The organism is Aeromonas sp. FDAARGOS 1402 (assembly GCF_019046925.1).
GTDB classification, from domain to species: domain Bacteria; phylum Pseudomonadota; class Gammaproteobacteria; order Enterobacterales; family Aeromonadaceae; genus Aeromonas; species Aeromonas caviae.
In genome coordinates this window covers 2,540,821-2,565,851 of sequence record NZ_CP077201.1, presented here as the reverse complement: position 1 = coordinate 2,565,851, position 25,031 = coordinate 2,540,821, and the positions used below count along the sequence as shown (strand labels likewise).

The following is a 25,031-nucleotide window of genomic DNA, read 5'->3' as shown; positions in this document are numbered from 1 at the left end:
ACCAGCATGCCCAACTCATGGCCAAATGAAAACGCCCGGTTCAGGGTTTGGTGAAGACGGCCACATCGGCATGGGGAAACTCGACCTCTGCCCGCCAGCGCGCTCCCAGGGCGCGGAACGAGGCCTCGGCGAAGAAGACGATGTGGGTGGGGTCCTGGCGATAGCGCCAGGTCCTGAAGCGCTCGTCCCCCAGCACCCGCTGGGTCTGCACGACCAGCACGCCGCCGGGCTTGAGCCGGGCCCAGAGGCCGTCCAGCACGGCGCGGGGGTCGGCAAGGTGCTCCACCACCTCGGTGCTGGTGATGAAGTCATACTCCCGCGACAGCAGCTCGGGATCGTCGGCGTAGAACTTGTCGTAACCCGCCATCTCGAAGCCCGCTTCCCGCCCCATGGCGACCAGCGCCGGGCCCGGGCCGCAGCCAAAGTCGAGGCCGCTGGCAGGAGGCGACACCCGGGCCAGCACTTCCCCGAAGGCCCGCATCAGGAAACGGCGATAGCCGGGATCGTCCACCCGGTTGTCGTGATCGTCGTAGACCGCCTTCTCGGCTGCTTCGTCCAGGTGATCCGCTTCATCCAGCCAGACCAGCTCGCACGCCAGGCAGCGGTGATACGCCTTGCTTGCCACCGGCAGGGGGTAACTTCGGCAGGACGAACAGAGAGGGCAAGGGGCTGGCATGGGGACTCCTCGGGTGGCGACAGCGGGGCAGATTGCCTGCCGCGCCCGCCGCTGGCAACTGTTTTGTCTTGTGCCCCCGTCGATCCCCTTTCACCGCCCGCCAGATTTTTTCGTCTTTTTTTGCGCCTTAAGGGTTTCTTAAGTTTGCCCTTTTACTCTCAACCCATTCCAAGAGAAGGAGCCAACCATGACCAGCGAGATCCAAGCCCCCTACAGGTTGATCCTGGCCGAATCAGAGCAGCAGGTCATGGCGCTGCAAGCCTATATCCAGGCCGCCTACACCCTCGAATTCAACGCCCGCATCCCCCATTTTCTGCCCTGCCTGCTCGGACTCTACCGGGCAGACGGCGTGCTGGTCGGCGCCTGCGGCCTCAACCAGGCCAGCCATGGCGAGCGTGAGCATCCCCTCTATCTGGAGCAGTACCTGGAACAGCCCGTCGAGGCCGCCATCGAGACCCGCCTCGGGGTACGTCCGGCCCGCAGCCGCATCATCGAAGTGGGCAACCTCGCCTGCCGCGAGCCGGGCAATGCCCGCCTGATGTTTGCCGCCCTGTGCCGGCTGCTGTGCGACAACGCCCTCGACTACGTGGTGTTCACCGGCACCGCCAAGCTTCGCAACAGCTTTGCCCGGCTGCGCCTCAATCCGGTGGAGCTGGCACTCGCAGAGGCCCACCAGGTCGGGGCAGACGCCAGCGCCTGGGGGGAGTACTACCGCTGTCAGCCCAGGGTCATGGCGGGCGACCTCAACCAGGGGCGCGAGGTGCTCGCCCAGAGCAGCCTGCTGCTCAACCTGCTGGGGCCCATGCCCATGCTTTTTGACCAGGCCGGCCATGACAAGAGGTGCGCTCAATGAGCCTGTTCGACGCCATCGCCCGCCACGCCAGCCTGACGCCGCGACAGCCCGCACTGCAAGGCAGCCAGGGAGAGCTGGATTACCGGACCCTGTGGCAGCAGATCCAGCGCCTGGCCGACCGCTTGCAGCACGCCGGCATTCGCCGCCTGGCCCTGCAGCTCGACAACGGTCTGCCCTGGGCCCTGATCGATCTGGCCTGCACCCGGGCCGGGATCGTGGTCATCCCCGTGCCTCACTTCTTCAGCCCGACGCAGCAGGCCTGGCTGCTGGAAAGCAGCGGGGCCGATGCCCTGGTGGGGCCCGAGCACCAGGGATGGCAGGCTGCCGCGCCGTTCGTGCTGATGGCAGGCAGGCCGGATGAGCAGGCCGTGCCCCTGTGGCGCCGCATCCCAACCAGCCTGCCCGAGCTGCCGGCGGGCACCGCCAAGATCACCTATACCTCGGGCACCACGGGCCAGCCCAAGGGGGTCTGCCTGTCGCTGGCGCAGATGACGGCGGTCTGCGAGTCTCTGGCCGAGCGCGTCGCCCCGGCCAGGGTGGAACAACACCTGACCCTGCTGCCGCTCACCACCCTGCTGGAGAACCTGACCGGTCTCTACGTGCCGCTGCTCACCGGTGCCAGCAGCCGCATCCCCTCCCTGGGGGAACTCGGCTTCTCGGGCTCCAGCAAGCTGGATCCCGCCACCCTGGCTCAGGCCCTGTTGCGATGGCCCAGCCACAGCCTGGTGCTGGTGCCCGAGTTGCTGCGCCTGCTGTTAGCCCTGTGCGGCGCCAATCCTGTGCTGGCCGAAGGGCTCAGGGGGCTGCGCTTCGTCGCCGTCGGTGGCGGCAAGGTCGCCCCCGATCTCATCGGCCATGCCCGTGCGGCGGGGTTGCCGGTCTACGAGGGGTACGGGCTGTCGGAGTGCGGCTCCGTGGTCGCCCTCAATGGCCCCCTGGGGGATCGCCCGGGCAGCGTCGGCCTGCCCCTGCCCCACTGCCGGGTGACGATCGCCGCCGACGGCGAGGTCATGGTGAGCGGCAGCGCCATGCTGGGCTACCTGGGGGAAGAGGGCGCCGCGGCCAACCCGCTTGCCACAGGCAAGCCTGCTGACCCGCAGATCGCCACCGGCGATCTGGGCCATCTGGACGAGGAGGGCTATCTCCACATCACGGGGCGCAAGAAGAACGTGCAGATCACCGCCTTCGGCCGCAACTTCTCGCCGGAATGGGTGGAGGCCCAGGCCCAGCTCTGCCCGGCCATCGCCCGCATCGTCATCTTCGGCGACGGCCAGCCCGCCAACGTGGCCCTGATCCAGCCGCTGCCGGGCAGCCAATCCCAGCTGGCCGAACAGATAGCCCGGCTCAACCGGCAATTGCCCGACTACGCCCGCATCCATCACTGGCTGCCGGTGGCGCTGGATCAGCACCCCGGCCTGCTGACCGCCAACGGTCGCCCCCGTCGCAACGAGATTTATCAGCACTTTTCCCGGCAGATCGACCAATGCCTGACACAAGGCCTCACAGGAGAATCCTCATGAGTTTCTATCAGACCCTGCAACAAGCCACCGCCGGCGAGCGCGAGCGCCTGTTCAATGCTCCCATCATCGAGGCCTGCCGCCGTGGCGACATCAGCCGGGAGACCTACCTCGCCTTCCTGGCACAGGCCTATTACCACGTGCGCCACACGGTGCCGCTCCTGATGGCCACCGGCGGCAGGCTGGGGCAGGAGTACGAGTGGGTGCGCGGCGCCATCCGCGAGTACATCGACGAGGAGTACGGCCACCAGGAGTGGATCCTCAATGACATCCGCGCCTGCGGCGGCGATGCCGAGGCGGTGCGCCACGGCCGGCCCGGGCTCCCCATCGAGCTGATGGTCGCCTTCCTCTACGACCAGATCCAGCGCGGCAATCCCATGGGCTTCTTCGGCATGGTGCAGGTGCTGGAAGGCACCAGCGTCGCCATCGCCCTGACCGTCGCCGATCAGCTCAGGAGCGGTCTGGGTCTGCCGCCCCAGGCGATGAGCTACCTCAGCTCCCACGGCGCCCTGGATCAGGAGCACCTCAAGTTCTTCGAATCCCTGATGAACCGGGTGGAAGACCAGGCCGATCAGGCCGCCATCATTCACGCGGCCCGCGTGGTCTACCGCCTCTATGGCGACATGCTCTATCAGCTCACGGGATCCGGCCAATGAAGCTCGAAGGAAAACGCATACTGCTCACCGGCGCCAGCGGCGGCATAGGCGAGGCCCTGGCCATGGAGCTGGCGGCCCAGGGCGCACACCTGCTGCTGCACGGACGCCGGGCCGGTGCGCTGGAGCGCCTGCGCAAGGAGCTGCCGCATCCGGAGCGCCACCAGACGGTGACCGCCGATCTGGGCTCGCCCCATGAGCGGGCGCAGCTGCTGCAACATCCGGCCCTGGACGAGGGGCTGGACGTGCTGATCAACGGCGCGGGCTGCAACCAGTTTGCCTGGCTGGAGGATCAGAGCAGCGAGCAGGTCGAGCGCCAGCTGCTGCTCAACGTCGAGGCCCCCATCCAGCTCACCCGCGCCCTGCTGCCGAGGCTGCGCAAGCCCGCGATCATCATGAACATAGGTTCCAGCCTGGGGGCCATCGGCTATGCCGGCTACAGCGTCTACTGCGCCAGCAAGTTCGCCCTGCGGGGCTTCAGCGAGGCGCTGGGGCGGGAGCTGGAGGGCACCGGCATCAAGGTGCTGCACTTCGCCCCCCGCGCCACCCGCACCCACCTCAATTCCGAAGCGGCCTACGCCATGAATGCCGAGCTCGGCACCCACACCGACAGCCCCCAGGACGTGGCCGAGGAGGCCGTCATCGCCCTGTGCAACGAGACACGCCGCAGCTGGCTCGGCTGGCCGGAGAAGCTGTTCGTGCGGCTCAACGCCCTGCTGCCCGCCGTGGTGGACAGGGCGCTGGCCAGGCAGCGCCCGATCATCGAGCGCCACGCCCGCCGCTCGCTCCCCCTTGCCACCGGGCACCAGAGCCCGCCCCCCTGTGCCACGAACGAGAAGGAACATTGAGATGAAACACGCCACATCCCCCCGTATCGCCCTGGGCGTCCTGCTGCTCACCCTGGGAAGCATGCAGGCCCAGGCCGCCGATGCCCTGCCCACCATCCAGCAGCAGTGGGCCCATTGCCAGTACCAGCAGACCGGCAAGGCCAAGGAGAGCTGCCTGGAGACCCTGAGTGCAAAGGCCGATGAGGCGAGCGTCAAGGAGGCGTTTCGCACCGATCTGCTGATCTGGTCCGCCATCGTCAAGAGCACCTGGGCCGGCGCCAAGGGTGGCCTGGGGGCGCTGGGCCTGGTGAAGGAGGCCAAGGCCAGGCTGGAGATCGCCATCAAGCAGGATCCCGCTGCGCTGGACGGCTCGGCCTACACCAGCCTGGGCTCCCTCTACTACCAGGTGCCGGGCTGGCCGGTGGGCTTTGGTGACGACGAGAAGGCGGAGAAGCTGCTCAAGCAGGCGCTGGCCATCAACCCCACCGGCATCGACCCCAACTTCTTCTATGGCGACTTCCTGCTGGATCAGGGGGACAAGGCGCAGGCGAGGATCTACCTGGACAAGGCCCTGGCCGCCCCGGCGCGCCCTGGCCGCGAGGTGGCGGACGAGGGCCGCAGAATGGAAATTCGCGAGCGTCTCGCCAAGCTGTAAACGCAAGCAGATCAGTGCGCTATTTAAACTCTGCCCACCAGCTTGCATACTGGTGGGCAGTGTCGTTTGAGGGAGAAGAGAATGCGGATCCTGTTGGTGGAAGATGATGTGATGCTGGGGGACGGCATGGTGGATGCCCTGCGCGGCAGCGGCTACACGGTGGACTGGCTCCAGCAGGGGATGCCGGCCCTCTCGGCGCTCAAGAGCGAGGAGTTCGCCGCCCTCATCCTTGACCTCAACCTGCCGGACATCGACGGCATCAGCCTGCTGCGCAAGCTGCGCCGGGAAGGGCAGACCCTGCCGGTGCTCATCCTCACCGCCCGGGATGCCCTGGACGACCGGGTGCTGGGGCTCGATGCGGGCTCCGACGACTACATGGTCAAGCCCTTCGCCCTGCAGGAGCTCAACGCCCGCCTGCGCGCCCTGGTGCGCCGCAGCAAGGGGCAGGCCCAGGCCGAGCTGGAGTACGGCGAGCTGCTGCTCTATCCGGCGTCACAGCAGGTCACCTATCGAGGCGAGCCGGTCAGGCTGACCCCCCACGAATACAAGCTGTTGCAGGAGCTCATCACCCAGAGCGGCCGGGTCCTGAGCCGAGAGCAGCTGCAGCAGAGCCTTTACGGCTGGGACGAGGGGGCCGAGAGCAACGCGGTGGAGGTGCACATCCACCACCTGCGCAAGAAGTTCTTCCCCGAGCTCATCCGCAACATCCGCGGCGTCGGCTACATAGTGCCCCAGCTCGATGTCACGGGCGGCAAGGGAGCCCCGGCCCCATGAGTCGCGTCCGCTCCATCCGCCGCTTCCTGCTCTCCGGCATCCTGGCCCTGGTCAGCGTCAGCCTCGCCGTCAGCGGCCTCATCGGCTATCTGGAGGCCAATCACGAGATGGAGGAGCTGTTTGATGCCCGTCTGGCCCAGTCCGCCCGCATCACCAACCAGCTGCTCGACCGCTATCTGAAACAGCGCGGCGATCTGCCGAGCAACGGCGCCATCTATCAGGAGTGGGAGCAGGCCGTGCCGAACGCCCCCCACCAGGAGCCGAGCGGCTTCGGCCAGATCGGACAGGACAACGAGTTCACCCCCTATGGCCACGAGTTCGAGCGCAACCTCTACTTCCAGTTGCTGAGCGAGCAGGGCGCCGTGCTGCTGCGCTCGCCCAATGCCCCGGCCCAACCGTTGACCACCCTGGAGCGGGGCTTCAACAGCGAAACCAAGGATCACCACGAGTGGCGCACCTTTACCCTCTACAACGAGGATGAGCAGACCTGGCTCATCGTCGCGGAGCGGGACGACGAGCGGGGCGAGCTGGCCAGCAAGATGGCCACCCTCACCATGCTGCCCCTCTTCATCACCCTGCCCTTCCTGCTCGGCCTGCTGTGGTGGCTGGTCACCCGTGGCCTGGCCCCGCTGCACTTGCTGGCGCAAGCCATCGGCGAGCGGCACCCCGCCAACCTGAGCCCGCTCAACCTGGCCATCAAGGCCGAGGAGTTGACGCCGCTGGTGGGGGAGATCAACCGCCTGATGCACGCCCTCGCAGACACCCTGGATCGGGAGAAACAGTTCACCAACGAGGCCGCCCACGAGCTGCGCACGCCCCTCGCGGTACTGCGCATCCACAGCGAGAACGCCATGACGGCCGAGGATGATCAGAGCCGGGAGCAGGCCCTGCGCAAGATGCTCCTGGCCCTCGATCGCAGCGATCGGCTGATCCGCCAGTTGCTGACCCAGGCCCGCATCGACAACCAGCAGAGCCCGGCCCTCACCGCCCTCCCTCTGCACCCCCTGTTGCAGAGCACCCTGGCGACCCTGGCTCCCATCGCCCTGAAAAAGGATCAACAGCTGTCCCTGGAGGGCGCCGAACAGGTGCAGGTAATGGGACTGGCGATGTTGCTGGAGCTGATGTTCGGCAACCTCATCGACAACGCCCTGCGCTACACCCAGGTGGGCGGCGAGATCGCCGTAGTGGTCAGCCAGGAGGGCAACCGGGTCCGGGTGGATGTGCGGGACAACGGCCCCGGCATCCCCACCGCCGCCCTGTCACGGCTGTGCGAGCGCTTCTTCCGGGTCAATCCCCAGCAGGGGGATGGCGTGGGGCTCGGCATGGCCATAGTCCAGCGCATCGCCCAGCTTCACGGGGCGGATCTCGACATCCACAACCGGCCTGAAGGGGGGCTCGAAGTGAGCGTGCTGCTGCCCTCCCCCCTGCGCCCTGCCTGAGCTGCACCGCCCGCATTCCAGCCATGAAAAACGGGGGCCAGGCCCCCGTTGTTCATCTCCACGGAACATCAGCGGCAGCTGGGCTGCACCGTGAAGGTCCGGCTCGCATCCACCGGCCCCAGCTCCGCCAGCAGCCGGCGTCCCAGCAGCACGGGGTAGATCATCTCGCTGCGATCCCGCAGGGTGAACCACTCCTTGTAGACCTTGTCGCCGACGCAGATGCTCATGGTCACCGTGGGCCTCTGCTCCATGCCGCCGGCACCGCGCACCGTCACGCTGCGCTCCACCGGCCGCTCCAGGGTCTGGCGCACCGCCTTGTCGGTGTTGGCATCGGTCAGCGCCAGGGTGAAGCGCACCCAGGGCTTGCCGTCGCGCTTGAAGTGGTGAAGCTCCCGCGCATCGAGGGAGGAGGTGAGCGCCCCGGTATCCAGCTTCATCTTGACCGCCACCCCGTAGGGCATGATCACCCCCTTCTCGATCCAGCCGTAGCTGACCGGCGCCGCCACCGCACTGCCACACAGGGCCCACATCATGACCGCGCTCGCCATTCTCTTGCTCATCTCGCTCTCTCGCCTTGCCGATGTTGCGCCCAGATGTACCACAGCCATCCGGCGGGTCAACCGGATTCCGGGCCCGGGGCGAACCGCCCCCAGCCACCCCGATGGCAGGCGACAGGCCGTGCCGGACACAGTGCATGCCCCCACAGAGAGGGGAGGAACAGAAAGAAATGGGGGGAGGAAGGTGCTGGATGACACTGGCTGCCATCCTGAGGTTGTGACGCCAAAGGCTACCACAAGGCTTCGTGAATTATCAGTCTTGTTCTGACGGGATTTTTGCCTAGACTGTTGTAAACCGGAGGCCTTGAAAACCTGCGGTTTTTTTGTGCCTGCCGAAAAGTTGCCACTGCAAAGTGCCGTATCACTCGAGGCTCAAAAAGGAATTCGCAATGCGTATCGAAGAAGACTTGAAGCTCGGTTTCAAGGATGTCCTGTTCCGCCCCAAGCGCTCCACTCTCAAGAGCCGTTCCCAAGTCAGCCTGACCCGTCAGTTCACCTTCAAGCATACCCAGACCCAATGGCAGGGGGTGCCCGTCATCGCCGCCAACATGGATACCGTGGGCAGCTTCGCCATGGCCCGCACCCTGGCCGGCTTCGAGATGATGACGGCGGTGCACAAGCACTACAGCCTCCCCCAGTGGCAAGCCTTCGTGAACGAGACGGATCCGGCCCTGCTCGGCCACATCATGGTCTCCACCGGCACCTCGGAGGAGGACTTCACCAAGACCCGCCAGATCCTGGCGATGTCAGAGGCCCTGCGCTTCATCTGCGTGGACGTGGCGAACGGTTACTCCCAGCACTTCGTCGAGTTCCTGCGCAAGATCCGCGAGGCCTGCCCGAACCACGTCATCCTGGCGGGCAACGTGGTCACCGGCGAGATGGTGGAGGAGCTGATCCTCTCCGGCGCCGACATCGTCAAGGTCGGCATAGGGCCGGGCTCGGTCTGCACCACCCGGGTCAAGACCGGGGTCGGCTATCCGCAGCTCTCCGCCATCATCGAGTGTGCCGATGCGGCCCACGGCCTCGGCGGCCAGATCGTCGGTGACGGCGGCTGCACCTGCCCGGGGGATGTAGCCAAGGCGTTCGGCGGCGGCGCCGACTTCGTGATGCTGGGGGGCATGCTGGCGGCCCACGAGGAGTGCGGCGGCGAGCTCGTCGAGGTGGATGGCTCGCCGTTCATGAAGTTCTACGGCATGAGTTCGTCCAGCGCCATGGACAAGCACGCCGGCGGCGTCGCCGACTACCGCGCCTCCGAGGGCAAGACGGTGCTGCTGCCCTATCGCGGCCCGGTGGAAAACACGGTGCGCGACATCCTGGGTGGGGTGCGATCCACCTGCACCTATGTGGGTGCCAGCCAGCTGAAAGAGCTCACCAAACGCACCACCTTCATCCGGGTGCGCGAGCAGGAGAACAACGTCTACGGCAAGGAGTAAGTTCCTCCTTCGGCCCCGAGCCGACCGTTAGAAGCCAGCCAACCGGTGTGCTACCCTGCGCACCGGTTTTTTTGCATCTGGGATCCCGCGCCATGACAAGCCCTCTCCCCCCCTTCGACTGGGACATCTTCTGCTGCGTCGTCGACAACTTTGGTGACATCGGCGTCACCTGGCGACTCGCCCGCCAGCTCAAACAGGAAGGCGCGCTCCCGGCGCAGAAGAGTGAGGTGCAGGTGCGGCTCTGGGTGGACGATCTGGTTAGCTTCGCCCGCATCTGCCCGGCGCTCGACCCCGCACAGGACGGTCAGTGGGTCGATGGCATCTATGTCCAGCACTGGCACGAGCGCCTCCCCGCCGACATGACCTCGGCCAGGGTGGTCATCGAGGCGTTTGCCTGCGAGCTGCCCGCCCCCTTTATCGAACGCATGGCCGAGCAGACCACGCCCCCCTGCTGGATCAACCTCGAATACCTCTCGGCCGAGAGCTGGGTCGAGGATTGCCATGGCCTCGCCTCGCCCCAGCAGGTCGGCAGCCAGCGCCTCGACAAGTACTTCTTCTTCCCGGGTTTCACGCAGAAAACGGGCGGCCTCTTGTGCGAGCGAGGCCTCATCGTCGAGCGCGAGCGCTGGCAACAGGATGTTGCGGGACTGGCCGCCTACTGGGCCAGCCTCGGCCTGCCACCCCAACGAGAAGACGAGCTGCGGGTCAGCCTCTTTACCTACGAGAGCGAGGCGCTCAGGAGCCTGGCCGAGGGCTGGCGCCAGAGCGTCACCCCCGTCACCCTGCTGCTGCCGCTGGGGCGCTCCCTCGACGACGTGCTCATCGGCGCAGGGCTGGCAGAGGCCATTCCCGGTGCCCGGGCCGGAGATCTGCTCCAGGCGGGCAACCTCACCGTCAAGCTGCTGCCGATGACCGATCAGAGGGGCTACGATCGCCTGCTGTGGAGCTGCGATCTCAACCTGGTGCGCGGGGAGGACTCCTTCGTGCGGGCCCAGTGGGCGGGGCGCCCCTTCCTCTGGCATATCTACCAGCAGGAAGAGGATGCCCACATGGTCAAGCTGGACAGTTTTCTCGACCACTACCTCTCCCCCTTGCCAGCGCCGGCCGGTCAGTGGCTGCGCCGCTTCAACCATGCCCTCAACCGGGGGGAGCATACGGGTGAACTCTGGGCACAATGGCCTCAATACGCGGCCATATGGCAGCAACATGGGCGCACCTGGCCACAGAGGCTGCTGGCGGACGGGGATCTCGTCACGAGGTTGGTGAAATTTTTAGAAAGCCGTATATAATCTGGCAGTTTTTATCCGTCCGTTTCACGAACAGGAATTTTTTACATGAAAACCGCACAGGAAATCCGCGCTGGTAACGTAGTCATGATCGGCACCGAGCCGATGGTGGTCCAGAAGGCTGAATTCAACAAATCCGGCCGTAACTCCGCCGTGGTCAAGATGAAGCTGAAGGGTCTGCTGAACGGCAGCGCCACCGAGACCGTCTTCAAGGCCGACGACAAGCTGGAAGTCGTTCAGCTGGAGCGTAAAGAGTGCACCTACTCCTACTACTCCGACCCGCTGTATGTCTTCATGGACACCGAGTACAACCAGTACGACGTCGAGAAAGACAACCTGGGTGATGCCCTGAACTACCTGGTAGACGGCATGGAAGACCTCTGCGAAGTGACTTTCTACAACGAGAAAGCCATCTCCGTAGAACTGCCGACCACCATCGTGCGTGAAGTCGAGTACACCGAGCCGGCCGCCCGTGGCGACACCTCCGGTAAAGTGACCAAGCCTGCCCGCCTGAAGGGCACCTCCTACGAGCTGGCCGTTGCCGCCTTCGTGGAGATCGGTGACAAGATCGAAATCGACACCCGTACCGGTGAATTCAAGCGTCGCGTCAACTAAGTTGACCCCTTGATGTGATTGCAAAAAAAGCGAGCCAAGGCTCGCTTTTTTATTGGCTGGCACCTCACGGCCGGCCTGATGAGAAGCCGTGCCCCTAGCGGCGATGGGCCAGTGCCCGCACCAGCCTGTCCCCCACCCCCTGTACCAGTTGCACCAGCAGCAGCAACATGACCACTGTCCCTGCCATCACCTTGTCATCAAAGCGCTGGTAGCCGTAGCGGATCGCCAGATCACCGAGCCCGCCGCCACCGACCACCCCCGCCATGGAGGAGAAGCCAATGAGCATCACCACCGTCAGGGTGAGTCCGGCCAGCAGCGCCGGCAAGGCCTCGGGCAGCAGCGCCTTGACGACCACGTGCCAGCCGCTCCCCCCCATGGCGAGCACGGCTTCGACGCGCCCCTTGTCCACCTCATCGAGGGCGCTCTCCACCACCCGGGCAAAGAAGGGGAAGGCCCCCAGGGTAATGGGAACGATGGCGGCGGTGCTGCCCAGTGAGGTGCCGACCACCAGCCGGGTCAGGGGGATCAGGGCGATCAGGAGCACCACGAAGGGGAGCGACCGCCCGATGTTGATACCGATCCCCAGCACCATGTTGAGACGGGGCAAGGGCAGCACGCCCCCGGGACGGGTCACCACCAGCAGCACCCCGGTCGGCAGCCCCAGCAGCAGGGTGAACACGGCTGCCACTCCCACCATGTAGAGCGTTTCAAGCGACCCCTGATACATCAGTTCGAGCAAGGCATCGGCACTCAGGCGACTCTGCATAAACGTACCTCCTCTGTGACTCCGTGACGCGCCATGAAACGCCGCAGGATCTCGGGATCCGGCAACAGGGCCTGCCGCACGCGGGAGTCGGGGTTGGCCAGCAGGGTGCCCAGAGCGCCGCTTTCCACCAGCTGACCCCGTTCAAGCAATGCTGCGTGATCGCAGATGGCCCTGACCACCTCCAGCTCGTGGGTGATGAGCACTATGGTGATCCCGAGGCGGCGGTTGATGTCGGCAAGCAGCGCCAGCACCGACTCCGTGGTCTCCGGATCCAGGGCACTGGTCGCCTCGTCACAGAGCAAGTGGCGCGGATTGGCGGCCAGGGCGCGGGCGATGCCCACTCGTTGCTTCTGTCCCCCCGACAACTGGGAGGGAAAGGCGCGACGGTGCTCGCCAAGCCCCACCAGTTCCAGCAGCTCGCTGACCCGGGCCGCCCGCTCCCGGCGCGCCACTCCGGCGATTTCCAGCGGGACCGCCACGTTCTCCTCCACGCTGCGGGCGTGCAGCAGATTGAAGTGCTGGAAAATCATGCCGGTCCCCTGACGGTGGCGGCGCAAGGCCGCTCCCTCCAGGGCCGTGATGTCGCGGCCATCGAACAGGATGCGGCCCCGGCTTGGCCGCTCCAGCAGATTGAGGCAACGAATGAGTGTGCTCTTGCCCGCCCCGCTGCGCCCGAGAATGCCGTAGATGGCCCCATCCGGAATCTCGAGCGACACCCCCTCCAGAGCGGGTTGCCCGTGCCCCGGGTACTGCTTGCCGAGCCCCTCCAGCACTATCATGACTGCCGCCCGGCCACCGGGATCACCGACCCCTTGTAGCTCTTGCGAATGAAGTCGGCGATCGCCCTGGACTCCAGGTCCCGCGCCAACTGGCGGATCCGCGGATCATCCTTGAGCGCCGGGGTGGTCACCAGGATGTTGGCGTAGGGATTGTTCTGGGCGCTCTCCAGCCCCAGGGCATCGCGAGCAGGCTCCAGCCCCGCCTCCAGGGCATAGTTGCCATTGATCACCGCCAGATCCACGTCGTCGAGGGAGCGCGGCAGCTGCGGCGCCTCGATCTCCAGGATCCTGAGCGCCTTGGGGTTGGTGGCGATGTCGTGCACCGTCGCCAGATCCCGCGCCGGATCTTCATGGCCGGCCTTGAGGGTGATGAGCCCCTCGTGCTGCAACAGATAGAGGGCCCGGCTCAGGTTGGTGACATTGTTGGGCAGGGCGATCACCGCCTTTTCCGGTACCTCCCTCAGGTGCTTGAACTTCTTCGAATAGATGCCAAGAGGCTCCACGTGTACGGTCGCGGCCACCACCAGCTCGGTGCCGAGCGCCTTCTCCTGATCCCGCAGGTAAGGGACGTGCTGGAAGTAGTTGGCATCCACATCACCCGCCACCAGCAGGGCATTGGCATTGATGCCGCCACTGAGCTCGATCACCTGCAGATCCAGCGAAGGGTCCTGGCGTTTCACCTCGCCGAGGATATCCGCATGGGGCAGTGGATCCGCGGCAACCCGCAGCGCCTGGGCTGCCTGGGCGGAGAGAGAGAGTCCGAGGGCCAATACCAGGCCGCTCAGGGAAAACAGTCCGTGCTTGTTCATCTTGTGCTCCTTGCCATGCAATCAATGGGTGGTTTCGCCGACCGCCAGCGCCCGGGGCGTCGGCAACAGATCGGCATGGTGGCGCAATGCCACGTCAGGGTGGGAACGCAGCCGCCCCTTGAGGTAGTTCCAGCCCACCTCCCGCAGCAGCGGATTGTGCGGGTCGGTGGCAGGCCCCCTGGCTTCACGGGCCAGTGCCTCGGGCAGCGGATAGACGGGCACCACGGCGTCGAGCTGGGCCCCCAGGAAGAAGGCGATGGAGAGACGCTCCTGCCCCGGCGCCGACGGCACCACCCGGTGCACGGTCGCCCGCAGGTAGCCGTTGCTGGCGAGCTCCAGCAGCTCACCGATGTTGACCACGAAGGTGCCGGGGAGCGGGAGCGCATCGATCCAGTGATCCGGCGCCACCTCCACCTGCAGGCCGGGCTGGTCATCCTGCAGCAGGAAGCTCAGGAAGCCCGAATCCTTGTGGGGACCGACCCCCTGGGTGGCGCCCCGCTCACCGGGATAGCGGATCAGCTTGATATGTTCGTTGGGACGCTCTCCGTGCAGGGCATCGAAGGCATCTGGCGACAGTGCGAGCGCCTCGGCAAAAGCCCCGAGCAGGGTACGGGACATCCGGGTCATCTGCCCACGCCAGCGCGTCAGCACGGGTTGCAGTGTCGGCAGCGCCTCCGGCCACTGATTCGGCCCCTGCAACCGCCACCAGGGCGGGTCGCCCGCCGCGCGCGGCAAGGCAGGGCGATCGGCACCGATATCAAACTGCTCTCGCCAGTCGGGTTGACCCCGGGTCAGCTCTGCCCCCGGTCGGTTGTAGCCACGAAAATGGGGAGAGTGGATCATGGCGACCTGCTGCTTGGCCGCCAGAGGCAGCGCAAAGAAGGCCCGCGACAGCTGCTGCACCTCCTGTTGCAGCTCGGGATCGATGCCGTGGCCGGTCAGGTAGAAAAATCCCGTCTCTCTCGCGGCATCGCGCAACGATGCCAGAAAATCGGCCCGAGCGTCGGGCGAGGCATCCAGCTGCCTCAGGTCGAGGATGGGCAAGTGAACCAAGGTGCTCATGGCGATAACGCTCCCTGTCGATGGAAAGTGAGGGTGAACCTCTCGTTCTGACGAGACAGGGGGGAGAATTCTCCGCCTGCGGCCAGTGGCGACATGCCCCGGCCCCCTGTCTGTCTGCCCTTACTGAACCATGTATGGGTCACGGGATGGAACAATCAAAACCGGGAATGCTTTGCCATTTGGAACAATCCCGGGCCCGTGTCCGGCCCGCCGGTCAGACCCTCTTCGCCACCGCCGATGCCGATGTGCCCCCTTGCCCTAAAGAAACCCCCGGCGAGGCCGCTATGAGGGAGTGCTGGAGGATCCCCCATGACATTTCGCCCCTATCTGCTGCTGACCCTGCTTGCTTTTGCCGCCCACGGCGCCGGGCATGCACCGTCAGGCGCAGCCCCGGATCCAGCCCCCCTGGTTCCCCCCGACTACTGGCAGAGCAGCGACTGGCAGGGGATACCCGACAGCACTAGGGTGGACAAACAACAGGTACTGTTTGCCAAGCACGACAGCGACAACTACGTGGGTCTGGTCATCCTGCTGCCCGACTGGCAGCGCAGCGGCCAGCTGTGGCAACTGACCCGGGAGCTGGGGCGCCTCGGTTTCGATACCCTGCTGCTGCTCCCCTCGCCGCAGCAGACCGAGCTCGACCCCGCCGCCGAGAAGAAACAGCAGGTCATCGACGATTTTCGCAAGCAGTTTGCCTCCCGCATCAGCAAGCTGGGGGATGCCAAGCTGCAGGAGGGGGGCTTCAAGCTGCTGCTGGCCCAGGGTACCAGCGCCGCCTGGGCCGCCAACCTCATCGCCAGCGAACAGTTGCCCGCCCCCGATGCCCTGGTGCTGCTCGACGGCTTCTTCCCCAACCAGCTGAGCAACCAGACCCTCGCCAAGCAGATAGCCCAGGGCAGCATCCCTACCCTGGATCTCTATCAGGAGGAGGGAGGACGCTGGCCCCTGCTGGCGGCCGAAGCCCGCAGAAGCGAGAGCCGCCGCAGCCACAAGCTCAACTACCGCCCCTATGCCCTGATGGATCTGGAGGAGACGCCGGGCCGCATCCAGGGCTGGCTGACGCACCTGGGCTGGATCTGAGGCCCTCCGAGGCACAGCCCCCGCCTTTGCCTTCCCCATCGGACTTGGCCCGATGCCACCGCGCTGGTCAGCCGCCCTCCATGTTTGGCATCATGTCCGAACCAATGGCAGGAGGCTTCATGCAGCAAATCGTGTTTCTCGACAGCGACACCCTGGACACCGGCATCAATCTGCGCCGCCCCGATTTTCCCCATCACTGGCAAAGCTACCCGACCACGGCGCCGGATCAGGTGGTGGAGCGGCTCAAGTGCGCCAGCATCGCCATCATCAACAAGGTGCGCATCGGGGCCGATGAACTGGCCCAGCTGCCCGAACTGCGCCTGATCGCCCTGGCCGCCACCGGCAGCGACAACCTGGATCTGGAGGCGTGCCGCGCCGCCAATGTCGCCGTGTGCAATATCCGCAACTACTCGGGCCCTTCCGTCCCCGAGCACGCCATGGCCCTGATGCTCGCCCTGTCGCGCAACCTGTTCGCCTGGCGCCAGTCCCTGCTGGAGGGGCGCTGGCAACAAAGCAGCCAGTTCTGCTTCTTCGACCACCCCATCACGGATCTGCATGGCAAGCGCCTCGGGATCATCGGCAAGGGAACCCTGGGACAGGCGCTGGGACAGCGGGCCAGCGCCATCGGGATGGAGGTTTACTATGCCCAGAGCCAGGTCGGCTCTCCGGGGGATGACGACAGGCTGCCCCTGGATGCCCTGCTGCAAAGTTCGGATGTGATCAGCCTGCACTGCCCGCTCACCCCCTACACCCGCCATCTCATCGGGGAGCGGGAGTTGGCCCTGATGAAACCGGGCGCCCTGCTCATCAACGTGGGCCGTGGCGGCCTGGTGGACGAGCAGGCGCTGCTAGAAGCCCTCGGCAACGGCCGTCTGGGGGGCGCCGGCTTCGATGTGGCGAGTGTCGAGCCGCCGCCTCCGGATCACCCTCTGATGCAGGCCCTGCGTTACCCCAATTTCATCCTGACTCCCCACGTGGCCTGGGCCAGCGAAGAGTCGATGCAGCGCCTCGCGGATCAGCTCATCGACAACATCAACGCCTTCTCCCTTGGCAGGCGCCAGCACCGGCTGGTGTAAGAGGCCGCTCGCCGCCCCTCACGGGCCGGCAGCGGGATCAAAAAAGGGGCCAAAGGCCCCTTTTTGTCGGTCAGCTTGCCGCGGCATCAGTCGTCATGCCATCTGTGCTTGCGGTGCTTTTTGTGTTTCTTGTGGTGCTTGTGATAGCGCCTGTCATCGTAATAGCGATCGCCGCGGCTCTCATGACCATCCCCGGTCCTGGCTCCGATGGCGGAGCCACCGGCACCACCGATGCCGGCGCCGATCAGCTGGCCCGTGCTGCCACCGACGCTCTTGCCGATGGCAGCCCCGCCCAGGGCACCAACGGCGCCGCCGAGCGCAGCTTCGTTCTTGTTGCCCCTATTGGCCGTGGCCGCACCACCGGCCGCGCCCCCCAGGGCAGCCCCCACCAGGGCGCCGGTGTCGCCACCCAGCTCCTTGCCGATCATGGTGCCCGCCACCCCGCCGGCTCCGCCGCCGAGAATGGTATTGAGGGTCTCGGATGCCTGCACCTGTCCTGTGCCCAACAGCAACGCACCCAGCAGCGCCAGTGCGCTCATGCCAAACGGTTTCATTTTCATGGGGTACTCCTGTCAAACCTGATGATTGATTATTTTTCCCTGCACTATACAAAGCCCCCTGACCTGCGCCACTGCCGCAAGGGGCACCTCACGGCCAGCCCTCCCTGTCTCCGGTTCGCGACACAATGCAAGAAAGCAGGCTAACCACCTGAAACCACATCAAAAAAAAAGGTCACACGAGAAATCATCCCCGTCATGACCCTTTTCTAGGCCCAAAGGCCCTTTTTTGCAGCGATCACCGTCAGACAGATACTGTCACAACCTCCCCGTCAACGGGCGACGACGCCGCCAGATGCCAGCAATCCCGCCCCTGGTGCTTGCTCTCGTACAGGCAGGCATCCGCCCGCTCGAGCAGCGTCAGGGCATCATCCGGATAGCGCGCGCCGCCGGCGCTCAGGGTGATGGCGTCGGCGAACTCCCGCCATTTCAGGGCCTTCACCCGACCGAGAAGGTGGGTCAGGCGACATTCCACCTCCGCCTGCTCCCAGGGCAGCAAGGCCGCAAATTCATCGCCCCCGATGCGGTAGACCTGCTCATCCCCCAGGGTTCTCGCCATGATGGTGGCTACCCGAAACAGCACCGCATCCCCCACACCGTGTCCCCAGCTGTCGTTGACGCGCTTGAAGTTGTCCACATCGAACAGCACCAGCCAGTAGGGCCTCCCCGCCTGCTCCAGCCCCGCCCGCTGCTGATCGAAGGCTCGCCGGTTCAGGATGCCGGTGAGAGGGTCGTGGAGCAGGGCATCCTGCCCTTGCAGCAGGCTGTTTCGCACCTGTTCTATCTCTCCCAGGCTGCCGTGCACGAACCAGGTTCGCTGACGCCGCTGGATCTCCTTTCTCGCCTCATCCCGGATGAGGCCGCTGAGCGAGCCCTGCACCAGCGCCTGCTCCTGGCGAAAGATCCGCACCAGAAACCACAGGCTGCACAGCCAGATGCAGAGCAATGCCAGGGCGGGCAGCACCACCATCAGCAGGGTGTCTTGCAGGTTTTCATGAAAATGGGAGGGGGGAAGATAGACGTTGAGATCCCACTCCATCCCCTCCAGAGCGTGTTGCAGGTGGCGTCCTTCCCAGAACCCGTCCAGGCCGACCGCCTGCGTCTCCCGCTCGAGACGGGGCGGCAACAGCGACAAATTGTGCCCCACCACCAGCTTGCCGCCCTTGCGCTCGGTGATGTAGAGGGCCACCGGATCCTCACCCACTGCCCGGTGCAACGCCCCCTGCAAGGCGCTGAACGACATGTCCACCATCAGCAGCCCAAGCAGTTGCCCCTCATCATCCTTGACCCGCTTGATGAGGGTCAGTACCTCTCCGGCCGAATCGAACGCCGGGTAGGGACCGAACCAGACGAGATCATCACCCTCGCCGGACAGGGTCTGGTACCAGGGCCGCGCCTGTGCCCGGTAGCCCTCCGGTTGCTGCCAGTCGGGATAGCCATCGAGCCGATGGGTGCGCGCATTGTAGAAATAGAGGAAGTGGGCGTCGTACTTGAACTGATGGGCAATGGGCCAGATGGGATTGATGGCCGATGCCCCGGCAGCGATGGCCTGCTTATCCAGGGACGCCTCCAGCACGCCAAGCTGGCAGCGGTTGTCCTGCGCCATGTCCTGGAACAGGGTGGCGTCGAGGGCGGCCAGCATGTGACCGTAACCCGCCACCGTCTTGTCGATGCTGCTCAAGTAGCTGGCTGCCGCCAGCAACAGGGTGGCGATCAGCACCAGCCCTCCCAGGAGAAACGACAGCGGAGTCAGTATGTAATAGCGTTCCTTGATCAGCGCCGCCGTCATGCCACCCTCTATAAAATGTCATATTTTATTAATTTTATAGATTAAAAAACTGCAAAAGATATTGATTGAAGTCATTAACATCCACTGCTAATGATAAAAAAGATATCAAGGTGTCTCGCGGCCATATTCACATCCGTCATGTGAATATCCATAAAAAGTAGAAACAGTCATTACTCGTCGTTGACGGTTTATTGCCCGCAAGGTGTTATAGTCGATGACTCGAGAAATCGGAGCCAGATGACCTTTGTCGGCAACGCTGGCGGTGATGATTCATCAACCAAGGAGATGTTATGAGCAGTCCGTTTATCGAACAGATCAAAGCACGTCGTACCATCTATGCCCTGGGCAACCGGGTGACCCACTCCGAGGCCCAGCTGACCGCCCTCATCAAGGATGCCGTCAAGCACAGCCCCTCTTCGTTCAACTCCCAGAGTTCCCGCGCCGTCATCCTGTTCGGCGAGCAGCACCACAAGCTGTGGGACATCGTCAAGGCGGAGCTCAAGAAGATAGTGCCGCCGGAGGCCTATCCCCAGAGTGAAGCCAAGATCAACGGCAGCTTCCGCGCCGGGGCTGGCACCGTGCTCTTCTTCGAAGACACCGCCGTCATCGAGGATCTTCAGCAGAAATTCGCTCTCTATGCCGACAACTTCCCCATCTGGTCCGAACATGCCACCGGGATCGCCCAGTTCGCGGTCTGGACCACCCTGGCCCAGGAGGGCATCGGCGCCTCCCTGCAACACTACAACCCGCTCATCGACGATGCGGTGCGCAAGGAGTGGGACCTGCCCGCCAGCTGGCTGCTCCGTGCCCAGATGCCTTTTGGCAGCATAGAGCAACCTGCCGGCGACAAGACCTTCATCGACGACGACGTGCGTTTCCGGGTCTTCAAGTAAGCCTTCACGCCCCCTCCACCAGGGGGCGTTTTCTTCTCTCACACGTTCACCCTTGTCACGTGCCAGCCATACTCTGAACAAACGCTCTCTTGTCAGGAGGTCCCCATGGGGGACATCGCACGCCAACGTACCTCATGCACATTGACGCCCTTGTCCGCTCTGTTGTGTGTCGCCGCCCTGGTACTGCTGTTCTCGCTGATCGGCATCTTCACCCGCCCCCCCAACCTGCTGGCGGCCTTCTGGCCTGCCAATGCGGTCCTGCTCGGCTGCATGGTGCGCTATCCACGCCTGGCCACCCCGGCGGGCTGGGCCGGCGGCATACTGGGCTTTTTTCTCGCCGCCCTCTTCACCGGCGAGCCCCTGTTCAAAACCATCCTGCTGACCTGCGGCAACCTGGCCGGCATCGGCGTCGGGTATCTGCTGATGCATCGGCTCGCGCCTGCCGACAAGCTCCTCAGGCGCCCCACCTCCCTCGTGCTCCTGCTGCGAAACACCCTGGCCGCCTCCCTCGCCGCCGGCGTGGTCGGCGCCATCATCAATCCCATCCTGTCTCTGGGCCCCCCGCTCTACGGGCTGGGCTTCTGGTTTGCCAGCGAGCTGGTGAACTACATGACCATACTGCCGGTGCTCCTGACACTGCCTCCCCATGACAGCGTGCCCCCCTGGCGTACCCTCCTCTATCGCACCGAGTTCTCCTGGGCCGGATTGATGCCGTTGCTGAGCCTGGTGGCCTCCCTGCTGCTCACCCTGCTCATCGAGGGGCCGGGATCCATCGCCTTCCCGGTACCGGCACTGCTCTGGTGCGCAGTCACCTACTCCGTCTTCGCCACCAGCCTGCTGACCCTGAGTTACAGCACTCTGATCCTGATCGCCCTCTCAAACGGCCATCTCGTCATCAATCACGATGTCCAGACTCAGTACTGGATGTTCTCCGTCCGGATAGGGGTCATGCTGATCGCTCTCACCCCCCTGACCGCCGCCAGCATCATGGCGGCCCGCAACAGCCTGCTACGGGAGATGAAACACCTGGCCCACCACGATCACCTGACCGGTGCGCTGAACCGGGCCGGCTTCTGGTCGGCCGCCAACGAACTGCTCCAGCACCTCACGGTGCAGCGCTACCCTGTGGCGGTCTGCATGCTGGACATCGATCATTTCAAACGCATCAATGATCGGCACGGTCACGAAGAGGGGGACAACCAGTTGAGCGGCTTCGCGGCCCGGGTGCGCGACCAGCTTCGGCCGGGGGACCTCTTCTGTCGCCTGGGGGGAGAGGAATTCGTGGCCATCTTGCCCGGCCTCAGCGAGGAGCAGGCCATAGCGGTGGCCGAGCGGCTGCGAAAAATCGTCGCGCAGCCAGGGGAAGAAAATGGAGCCGAGCCCGCCGTCTGCATCACGGTCAGCATCGGTATCGCCTCCCAGAGAGAGGGCCCCTTCAATCTGGACGAGCTGCTCTCTCGCGCCGATCAGGCGCTCTATCTGGCCAAGCACAATGGCCGCAACCGGGTGGAACGCTACTCGGCCGAGCAGGCTTCCCCCAGCGCCGGGCAATCTTGCGGCACCTGAATGGCGTGGCTCTTGTCGTCATCATCCGGCCTCTGCCGGCAGCGGGGCGGGCAGATGAAGATGGAGCCCGTCCGATGCCGCCTCGATCTCGATCCCGCGCCAGTCCCGCAGCCAGCCCTTGAGCCTGTCGTCATACCGCCTTGTTCCCCCCATCTGCACCACCTGGCAACCCGCCTGCAGGGCGCTGGCGATGCCCGCTGGCGCATCCTCGAACACCAGGCAATCGGCCGGAGCCAGTCCCAACCGGCTGGCAGCCAGCAAATAAGGCTCGGGATCCGGCTTGCCCCGTACCACATCCCCGGCGCACACCAGGAGACGGGGCAGCGGCAATCCGGCGTGCAGCAGCCGGTGCTCTGCCACCCTCCGGCTTGCGGAAGTCACCAGCGCCCAGCGCGTCGGCGGCAGCTGTTCGAGCCGTCGCCGGGCACCGTCCAGGGGCATCGGCGCCGCAGCGTATTCCATCTCCAGATCGTCGAGCAGGGCCACCTCCACCGCCATGTCCAGCTGGGGAGCCAGGGCCCCTATCACCTCCCGTGAGCGCACGCCGTGACACATGGCGAGCACGGGAGCGGGATCCAGCCCATGGTGCTGACACCAGCGCCGCCACACGACTTCCACGTCGCCGGTGGAGTGGACCAGGGTCCCGTCCATGTCCAGCAGCAGGGCCGCGGCCCTCACGCGCACCGCGCTCACAGGGCTCTCCCCGCCAGCGCATCGGCGAAGACCTGCCGCTGGGCAGCGGCCTCGTAACAGGCGAGCGCCTGCTCCGCATTGCTGGCCCACACCGGCAAGGGGGCGACGACGAACCCCTGCTGCAACAGGCTGGTCAGCAGTTCCCCGGTCTCCGGTGCGGCCAGCGGCTGAGCCATCACCAGGCTCCCCTTGATCAAGAACAGATAGCGTTCGCTCGACATGACATGACTCCTTGTGGCTGAACAGCGGGCAAGCAGGCCCGTTTCGAGACCATTAGAACAAGGAGATTAGATAATTTATAATCAATAAATCGCCACATTGGATAACCAAATGGAATGAGATTCGACCTGAGACAATTGCAGGCCTTCGTCATGCTGGCCGAGAGTGCCAACTACCGGGAGGCGGCCAGCCGGCTTTTTGTGACGCAACCGGCCCTGACCAAGCAGATCCAGGGGCTGGAGCAGGCCCTCGGCAGCACCCTGTTCAACCGGGGCCGCCACGGGGCCGAGCTGACCGCCATCGGCCTCCAGTTGCTGCCCCAGGCCAGGGCTCTGGTGGATCACGGCAAGGGATTCGAGCGGCATGCCCTGGCGTTGGCAAGCGGTGCCGCCGGACGCCTCAACATCGGGTTCGGGCTCTCCAGCTTCGCACTGGCCCCCTCCCTGGTGGCCCGTTTCAAACAGCAGGCCCCCGACGTGCTGGTCCACCTGCGGGACACCACCTCCGCCATCCAGCAGGAACACTTGCTGGCGGGTCGGCTGCAACTGGGCTTCATGCGACGGCCTGATGCGCCGCAGCTGAGGGAACACAGGTTACTGACGGACAGACTGGTGCTGGCCGTCCCCACCCAGGTGGCAGGGCCGGACTTCGACCTGGAGCGGGCGCTGATCCGCGATCCCTTGCTGCAGATGGTGGGCCATCGCTGCCCGGGTCTCAGCCAGCAGATCGCCCGCTTTCTCGGCGCCAACCGGCTGACCGGTCTCATCCAGGAGGCGGAAGACATCCAGACCCTGGTGGCCCTGGTGGCCGCCGGTATCGGCAACGCCATCCTGCCGCGCAGCGTAGGGTTCATCGCGGGCAAGGAGGTGACCCTCTACCCTCTCTCCGGCCCCTGGTCGGAATGGGAAATCAGCCTGGTGTGGAACCCGGAATTTGCCGATCCCATCCGGGATCGCTTTCTGGCCCTGGTCAGGGCGGCATATCCGCAGAGCCACAGCCTCTGAGAGGAGCGCAGCCCGAACCGGAATCCTGAAGTACATAACGGCTGGCTAATGGCCACACCACTGCCGCTCGCAGGGGATGCCGTCTCCTTCCCCATCCATCTTGGTATTGGGGCAATTTTGCAAAAACCAGGTCGCCTCCTCGCAGGAAGTCATCTGGGAGCAATGCTGACGGCCATCGCACTGACGAACAAAAGTCGGAACCTGAACCGTACTGTTCGAAGTACTGTCCTCCTGGCTAAAAGAGGGAGCGGATGGAAGTGAGGCAAACTCGGCCGAGAAGCGGGAATAGAGGGAGAACAACCCCGCCAGCACCAATAGGGGGATTAACTTGCCACCCCAGCTCCCCTTGCGACGAGGAGCATGATACTCCCGGGTTCTATATGTGGTGGCGTGTGGTGCCCGAGGGCTCAAATCCTCCCTGCTCCCACGATCCAGCATGGATGGCATAGGTCCGCCAGCCAGCGAGAGCGGGCGGTCGGGAAAGAACACTTGTACGGCACAAGGCTTGCCATCCTTGCTGCTCCCGATCAGATAGGAAACCTTTTCCCCCACCTCCGGCGGCCTGCCATCGAATTGCAGGGTGGTGATGTGAACAAAAAGATCGGCACCGCCCTGCTCCTGCTTGATGAACCCGAAACCGCGTTGTGAATTCCAGCTCGCGATCCTGCCCTGATAACGCATGTCCTCATCCTTGTGGCCAGTACGGTTCCACTCATGTTGCCCGAAATTGGTTCGGTTTCAACAGAGCATTGGCATGAAAAATGAGTGGATTAGATACGAGTGGTCAGAGCAGCTCCGCGACCTTGATGATCTCGGCAATGCGACCGAGCATGCGCAGGGAAGCCTGGTGTTCTGCGGCATCCGCCGCCGCGCAGGCATCCTCCAGGATGGTGATGGCGTAGTCCCGATCGTGGCCATCTCGCACCGCCCCCTGAATGGCCCAGCTGGTGCTCACGCCGCACACATAGAGATGCTCGATGCGATTGGCCCGTAGCGCAGGCTCCAGCGCCGTGCCGTAGAAGGGGCTGACCCTGGGTTTGGTCAGCACCAGATCCCCGGGTTGCACATCGAGATCCGGATGAAAGTCGGTGCCGCTGTCCGCCAGGGAGAGGGCCCCGAACTGCCGGGCACGGCCAAACATGGGGGAATCCCTGGGTTGCAGCAGATAGCCCTCGTCAAACCCCACCTTGATGAGCACCACCAGCCAGCCGTGAGCGCGGGCATGAGCCAGCGCTTGGTTGGCGTGCGCAATGGCGTCCTGCTCGATCACCTGGGCCGCCGAGGCGGCGATGCGCCCGTCCGGGTGGGCGATGTCGTTGATGAAATCGATCACCAGCAATGCCTTGTTCATGGTGTGCTCCCCCCTTGCCTGAGGCCGTTTTGCCCCTGCGCCGCCAGGATCACTCCTCGCGGCCATATAAAAAACCGGCTGGCACCATCACACGGATTGATA

27 protein-coding genes are annotated in these 25,031 nt (G+C 64.9%); 15 read left to right on the top strand and 12 right to left on the bottom strand.

What is annotated here, in order from left to right; translation table 11 throughout:
- Window positions 1–40: 40 nt before the first annotated feature.
- Window positions 41–676, bottom strand: a complete 636-nt coding sequence (locus I6L32_RS12295) for a class I SAM-dependent methyltransferase (protein WP_216943947.1) — start codon at window positions 674–676, stop codon at window positions 41–43.
- Window positions 677–863: 187 nt separating this feature from the next.
- Here I6L32_RS12295 and I6L32_RS12290 point away from each other — a divergent pair, with 187 nt between their 5' ends.
- From I6L32_RS12290 to I6L32_RS12260, 7 genes are all read left to right on the top strand, one after another.
- Window positions 864–1,529 carry a thermostable hemolysin gene (locus I6L32_RS12290; RefSeq protein ID WP_042078939.1) on the top strand — a complete coding sequence of 222 codons (666 nt, stop codon included), beginning with the start codon at window positions 864–866 and terminating at the stop codon, window positions 1,527–1,529.
- On the top strand, window positions 1,526–3,049 hold the full coding sequence (locus I6L32_RS12285) for an AMP-binding protein (protein WP_216943946.1): 1,524 nt from the start codon (window positions 1,526–1,528) through the stop codon (window positions 3,047–3,049). Before I6L32_RS12290 ends, I6L32_RS12285 begins: the two co-directional genes overlap by 4 nt.
- Window positions 3,046–3,702, top strand: a complete 657-nt coding sequence (locus tag I6L32_RS12280) for a TenA family transcriptional regulator (RefSeq protein ID WP_209793405.1) — start codon at window positions 3,046–3,048, stop codon at window positions 3,700–3,702. The genes I6L32_RS12285 and I6L32_RS12280 overlap by 4 nt, the downstream gene beginning before the upstream one ends.
- Window positions 3,699–4,547 (top strand): SDR family oxidoreductase, encoded by an 849-nt coding sequence (locus I6L32_RS12275; RefSeq protein WP_216943945.1) that lies wholly within the window; start codon window positions 3,699–3,701, stop codon window positions 4,545–4,547. Before I6L32_RS12280 ends, I6L32_RS12275 begins: the two co-directional genes overlap by 4 nt.
- 1 nt (window position 4,548) lies before the next feature.
- Window positions 4,549–5,181 carry a tetratricopeptide repeat protein gene (locus I6L32_RS12270; RefSeq protein WP_216943944.1) on the top strand — a complete coding sequence of 211 codons (633 nt, stop codon included), beginning with the start codon at window positions 4,549–4,551 and terminating at the stop codon, window positions 5,179–5,181.
- An 81-nt stretch (window positions 5,182–5,262) separates the two neighbouring features.
- Window positions 5,263–5,955: a response regulator gene (locus I6L32_RS12265; RefSeq protein ID WP_216943943.1), complete on the top strand. Its 693-nt coding sequence runs from the start codon at window positions 5,263–5,265 to the stop codon at window positions 5,953–5,955.
- Window positions 5,952–7,394 (top strand): ATP-binding protein, encoded by a 1,443-nt coding sequence (locus tag I6L32_RS12260; protein WP_216943942.1) that lies wholly within the window; start codon window positions 5,952–5,954, stop codon window positions 7,392–7,394. The genes I6L32_RS12265 and I6L32_RS12260 overlap by 4 nt, the downstream gene beginning before the upstream one ends.
- 68 nt (window positions 7,395–7,462) lie before the next feature.
- On the opposite strand, the gene I6L32_RS12255 is transcribed toward I6L32_RS12260, so the two are convergent.
- A complete protein-coding gene (locus I6L32_RS12255; protein ID WP_167335721.1) occupies window positions 7,463–7,942 on the bottom strand; it encodes an ATP-dependent zinc protease in 480 nt (159 codons plus the stop codon).
- A 398-nt stretch (window positions 7,943–8,340) separates the two neighbouring features.
- Between I6L32_RS12255 and I6L32_RS12250 the strand changes: the two genes are divergently transcribed.
- The 3 genes from I6L32_RS12250 to efp all read left to right on the top strand — a co-directional run bounded on the left by I6L32_RS12250 (window position 8,341) and on the right by efp (window position 11,285).
- The gene (locus I6L32_RS12250; RefSeq protein WP_216943941.1) at window positions 8,341–9,384 is read left to right on the top strand and encodes a GMP reductase; all 1,044 of its coding nucleotides are present in this window, start codon (window positions 8,341–8,343) and stop codon (window positions 9,382–9,384) included.
- Between the two features lie 92 nt (window positions 9,385–9,476).
- On the top strand, window positions 9,477–10,673 hold the full coding sequence (gene earP, locus I6L32_RS12245; RefSeq protein WP_216943940.1) for an elongation factor P maturation arginine rhamnosyltransferase EarP: 1,197 nt from the start codon (window positions 9,477–9,479) through the stop codon (window positions 10,671–10,673).
- Between the two features lie 45 nt (window positions 10,674–10,718).
- Window positions 10,719–11,285, top strand: a complete 567-nt coding sequence (gene efp / locus I6L32_RS12240; protein WP_010673788.1) for an elongation factor P — start codon at window positions 10,719–10,721, stop codon at window positions 11,283–11,285.
- Between the two features lie 94 nt (window positions 11,286–11,379).
- Here efp and I6L32_RS12235 read toward each other — a convergent pair whose 3' ends face one another.
- Genes I6L32_RS12235 through I6L32_RS12220 form a run of 4 tightly spaced genes read right to left on the bottom strand, consistent with a single transcriptional unit; the run spans window position 11,380 to window position 14,701 of the window.
- Window positions 11,380–12,051: a methionine ABC transporter permease gene (locus tag I6L32_RS12235; RefSeq protein ID WP_041212539.1), complete on the bottom strand. Its 672-nt coding sequence runs from the start codon at window positions 12,049–12,051 to the stop codon at window positions 11,380–11,382.
- Window positions 12,036–12,830, bottom strand: a complete 795-nt coding sequence (locus I6L32_RS12230) for a methionine ABC transporter ATP-binding protein (RefSeq protein ID WP_010673786.1) — start codon at window positions 12,828–12,830, stop codon at window positions 12,036–12,038. The genes I6L32_RS12235 and I6L32_RS12230 overlap by 16 nt, the downstream gene beginning before the upstream one ends.
- Window positions 12,827–13,639 carry a MetQ/NlpA family ABC transporter substrate-binding protein gene (locus tag I6L32_RS12225; protein WP_042014517.1) on the bottom strand — a complete coding sequence of 271 codons (813 nt, stop codon included), beginning with the start codon at window positions 13,637–13,639 and terminating at the stop codon, window positions 12,827–12,829. The genes I6L32_RS12230 and I6L32_RS12225 overlap by 4 nt, the downstream gene beginning before the upstream one ends.
- A 21-nt stretch (window positions 13,640–13,660) precedes the next feature.
- Entirely contained in the window at window positions 13,661–14,701 is a 1,041-nt protein-coding gene (locus I6L32_RS12220; RefSeq protein WP_042880267.1) for an isopenicillin N synthase family oxygenase, read from the bottom strand.
- A gap of 309 nt (window positions 14,702–15,010) precedes the next feature.
- On the opposite strand from I6L32_RS12220, the gene I6L32_RS12215 reads away from it, so the two are divergent.
- Both I6L32_RS12215 and I6L32_RS12210 read left to right on the top strand, forming a co-directional pair.
- On the top strand, window positions 15,011–15,781 hold the full coding sequence (locus tag I6L32_RS12215; RefSeq protein ID WP_216943939.1) for a DUF3530 family protein: 771 nt from the start codon (window positions 15,011–15,013) through the stop codon (window positions 15,779–15,781).
- A 119-nt stretch (window positions 15,782–15,900) separates the two neighbouring features.
- Window positions 15,901–16,857 carry a D-2-hydroxyacid dehydrogenase gene (locus tag I6L32_RS12210; protein ID WP_216943938.1) on the top strand — a complete coding sequence of 319 codons (957 nt, stop codon included), beginning with the start codon at window positions 15,901–15,903 and terminating at the stop codon, window positions 16,855–16,857.
- A gap of 86 nt (window positions 16,858–16,943) precedes the next feature.
- Here the strand turns inward: I6L32_RS12210 and I6L32_RS12205 are convergent, their stop codons facing one another.
- Window positions 16,944–17,417, bottom strand: coding sequence for a YMGG-like glycine zipper-containing protein (locus I6L32_RS12205; RefSeq protein WP_039041096.1), 474 nt, complete (start codon window positions 17,415–17,417; stop codon window positions 16,944–16,946).
- A gap of 241 nt (window positions 17,418–17,658) precedes the next feature.
- On the bottom strand, window positions 17,659–19,203 hold the full coding sequence (locus I6L32_RS12200) for a diguanylate cyclase (RefSeq protein ID WP_216943937.1): 1,545 nt from the start codon (window positions 19,201–19,203) through the stop codon (window positions 17,659–17,661).
- A gap of 290 nt (window positions 19,204–19,493) precedes the next feature.
- On the opposite strand from I6L32_RS12200, the gene I6L32_RS12195 reads away from it, so the two are divergent.
- Together I6L32_RS12195 and I6L32_RS12190 are read left to right on the top strand one after the other, a co-directional pair.
- Complete coding sequence (locus I6L32_RS12195) at window positions 19,494–20,096, top strand: nitroreductase family protein (RefSeq protein WP_010673779.1); 603 nt, start codon at window positions 19,494–19,496, stop codon at window positions 20,094–20,096.
- Between the two features lie 105 nt (window positions 20,097–20,201).
- Window positions 20,202–21,662, top strand: coding sequence for a sensor domain-containing diguanylate cyclase (locus I6L32_RS12190; protein WP_254203824.1), 1,461 nt, complete (start codon window positions 20,202–20,204; stop codon window positions 21,660–21,662).
- Between the two features lie 21 nt (window positions 21,663–21,683).
- On the opposite strand, the gene I6L32_RS12185 is transcribed toward I6L32_RS12190, so the two are convergent.
- Together I6L32_RS12185 and I6L32_RS12180 are read right to left on the bottom strand one after the other, a co-directional pair.
- The gene (locus I6L32_RS12185; RefSeq protein ID WP_216943936.1) at window positions 21,684–22,355 is read right to left on the bottom strand and encodes an HAD-IA family hydrolase; all 672 of its coding nucleotides are present in this window, start codon (window positions 22,353–22,355) and stop codon (window positions 21,684–21,686) included.
- Window positions 22,352–22,576, bottom strand: a complete 225-nt coding sequence (locus tag I6L32_RS12180) for a hypothetical protein (RefSeq protein WP_010673776.1) — start codon at window positions 22,574–22,576, stop codon at window positions 22,352–22,354. Before I6L32_RS12180 ends, I6L32_RS12185 begins: the two co-directional genes overlap by 4 nt.
- A gap of 114 nt (window positions 22,577–22,690) precedes the next feature.
- Here I6L32_RS12180 and I6L32_RS12175 point away from each other — a divergent pair, with 114 nt between their 5' ends.
- Window positions 22,691–23,578 (top strand): LysR family transcriptional regulator, encoded by an 888-nt coding sequence (locus I6L32_RS12175; RefSeq protein ID WP_043153188.1) that lies wholly within the window; start codon window positions 22,691–22,693, stop codon window positions 23,576–23,578.
- A 45-nt stretch (window positions 23,579–23,623) separates the two neighbouring features.
- On the opposite strand, the gene I6L32_RS12170 is transcribed toward I6L32_RS12175, so the two are convergent.
- Window positions 23,624–24,259: a cold shock domain-containing protein gene (locus I6L32_RS12170; RefSeq protein WP_043153190.1), complete on the bottom strand. Its 636-nt coding sequence runs from the start codon at window positions 24,257–24,259 to the stop codon at window positions 23,624–23,626.
- 103 nt (window positions 24,260–24,362) lie between these two features.
- Entirely contained in the window at window positions 24,363–24,929 is a 567-nt protein-coding gene (locus I6L32_RS12165) for a cysteine hydrolase family protein (RefSeq protein WP_216943935.1), read from the bottom strand.
- Between the last annotated feature and the right edge of the window lie 102 nt (window positions 24,930–25,031).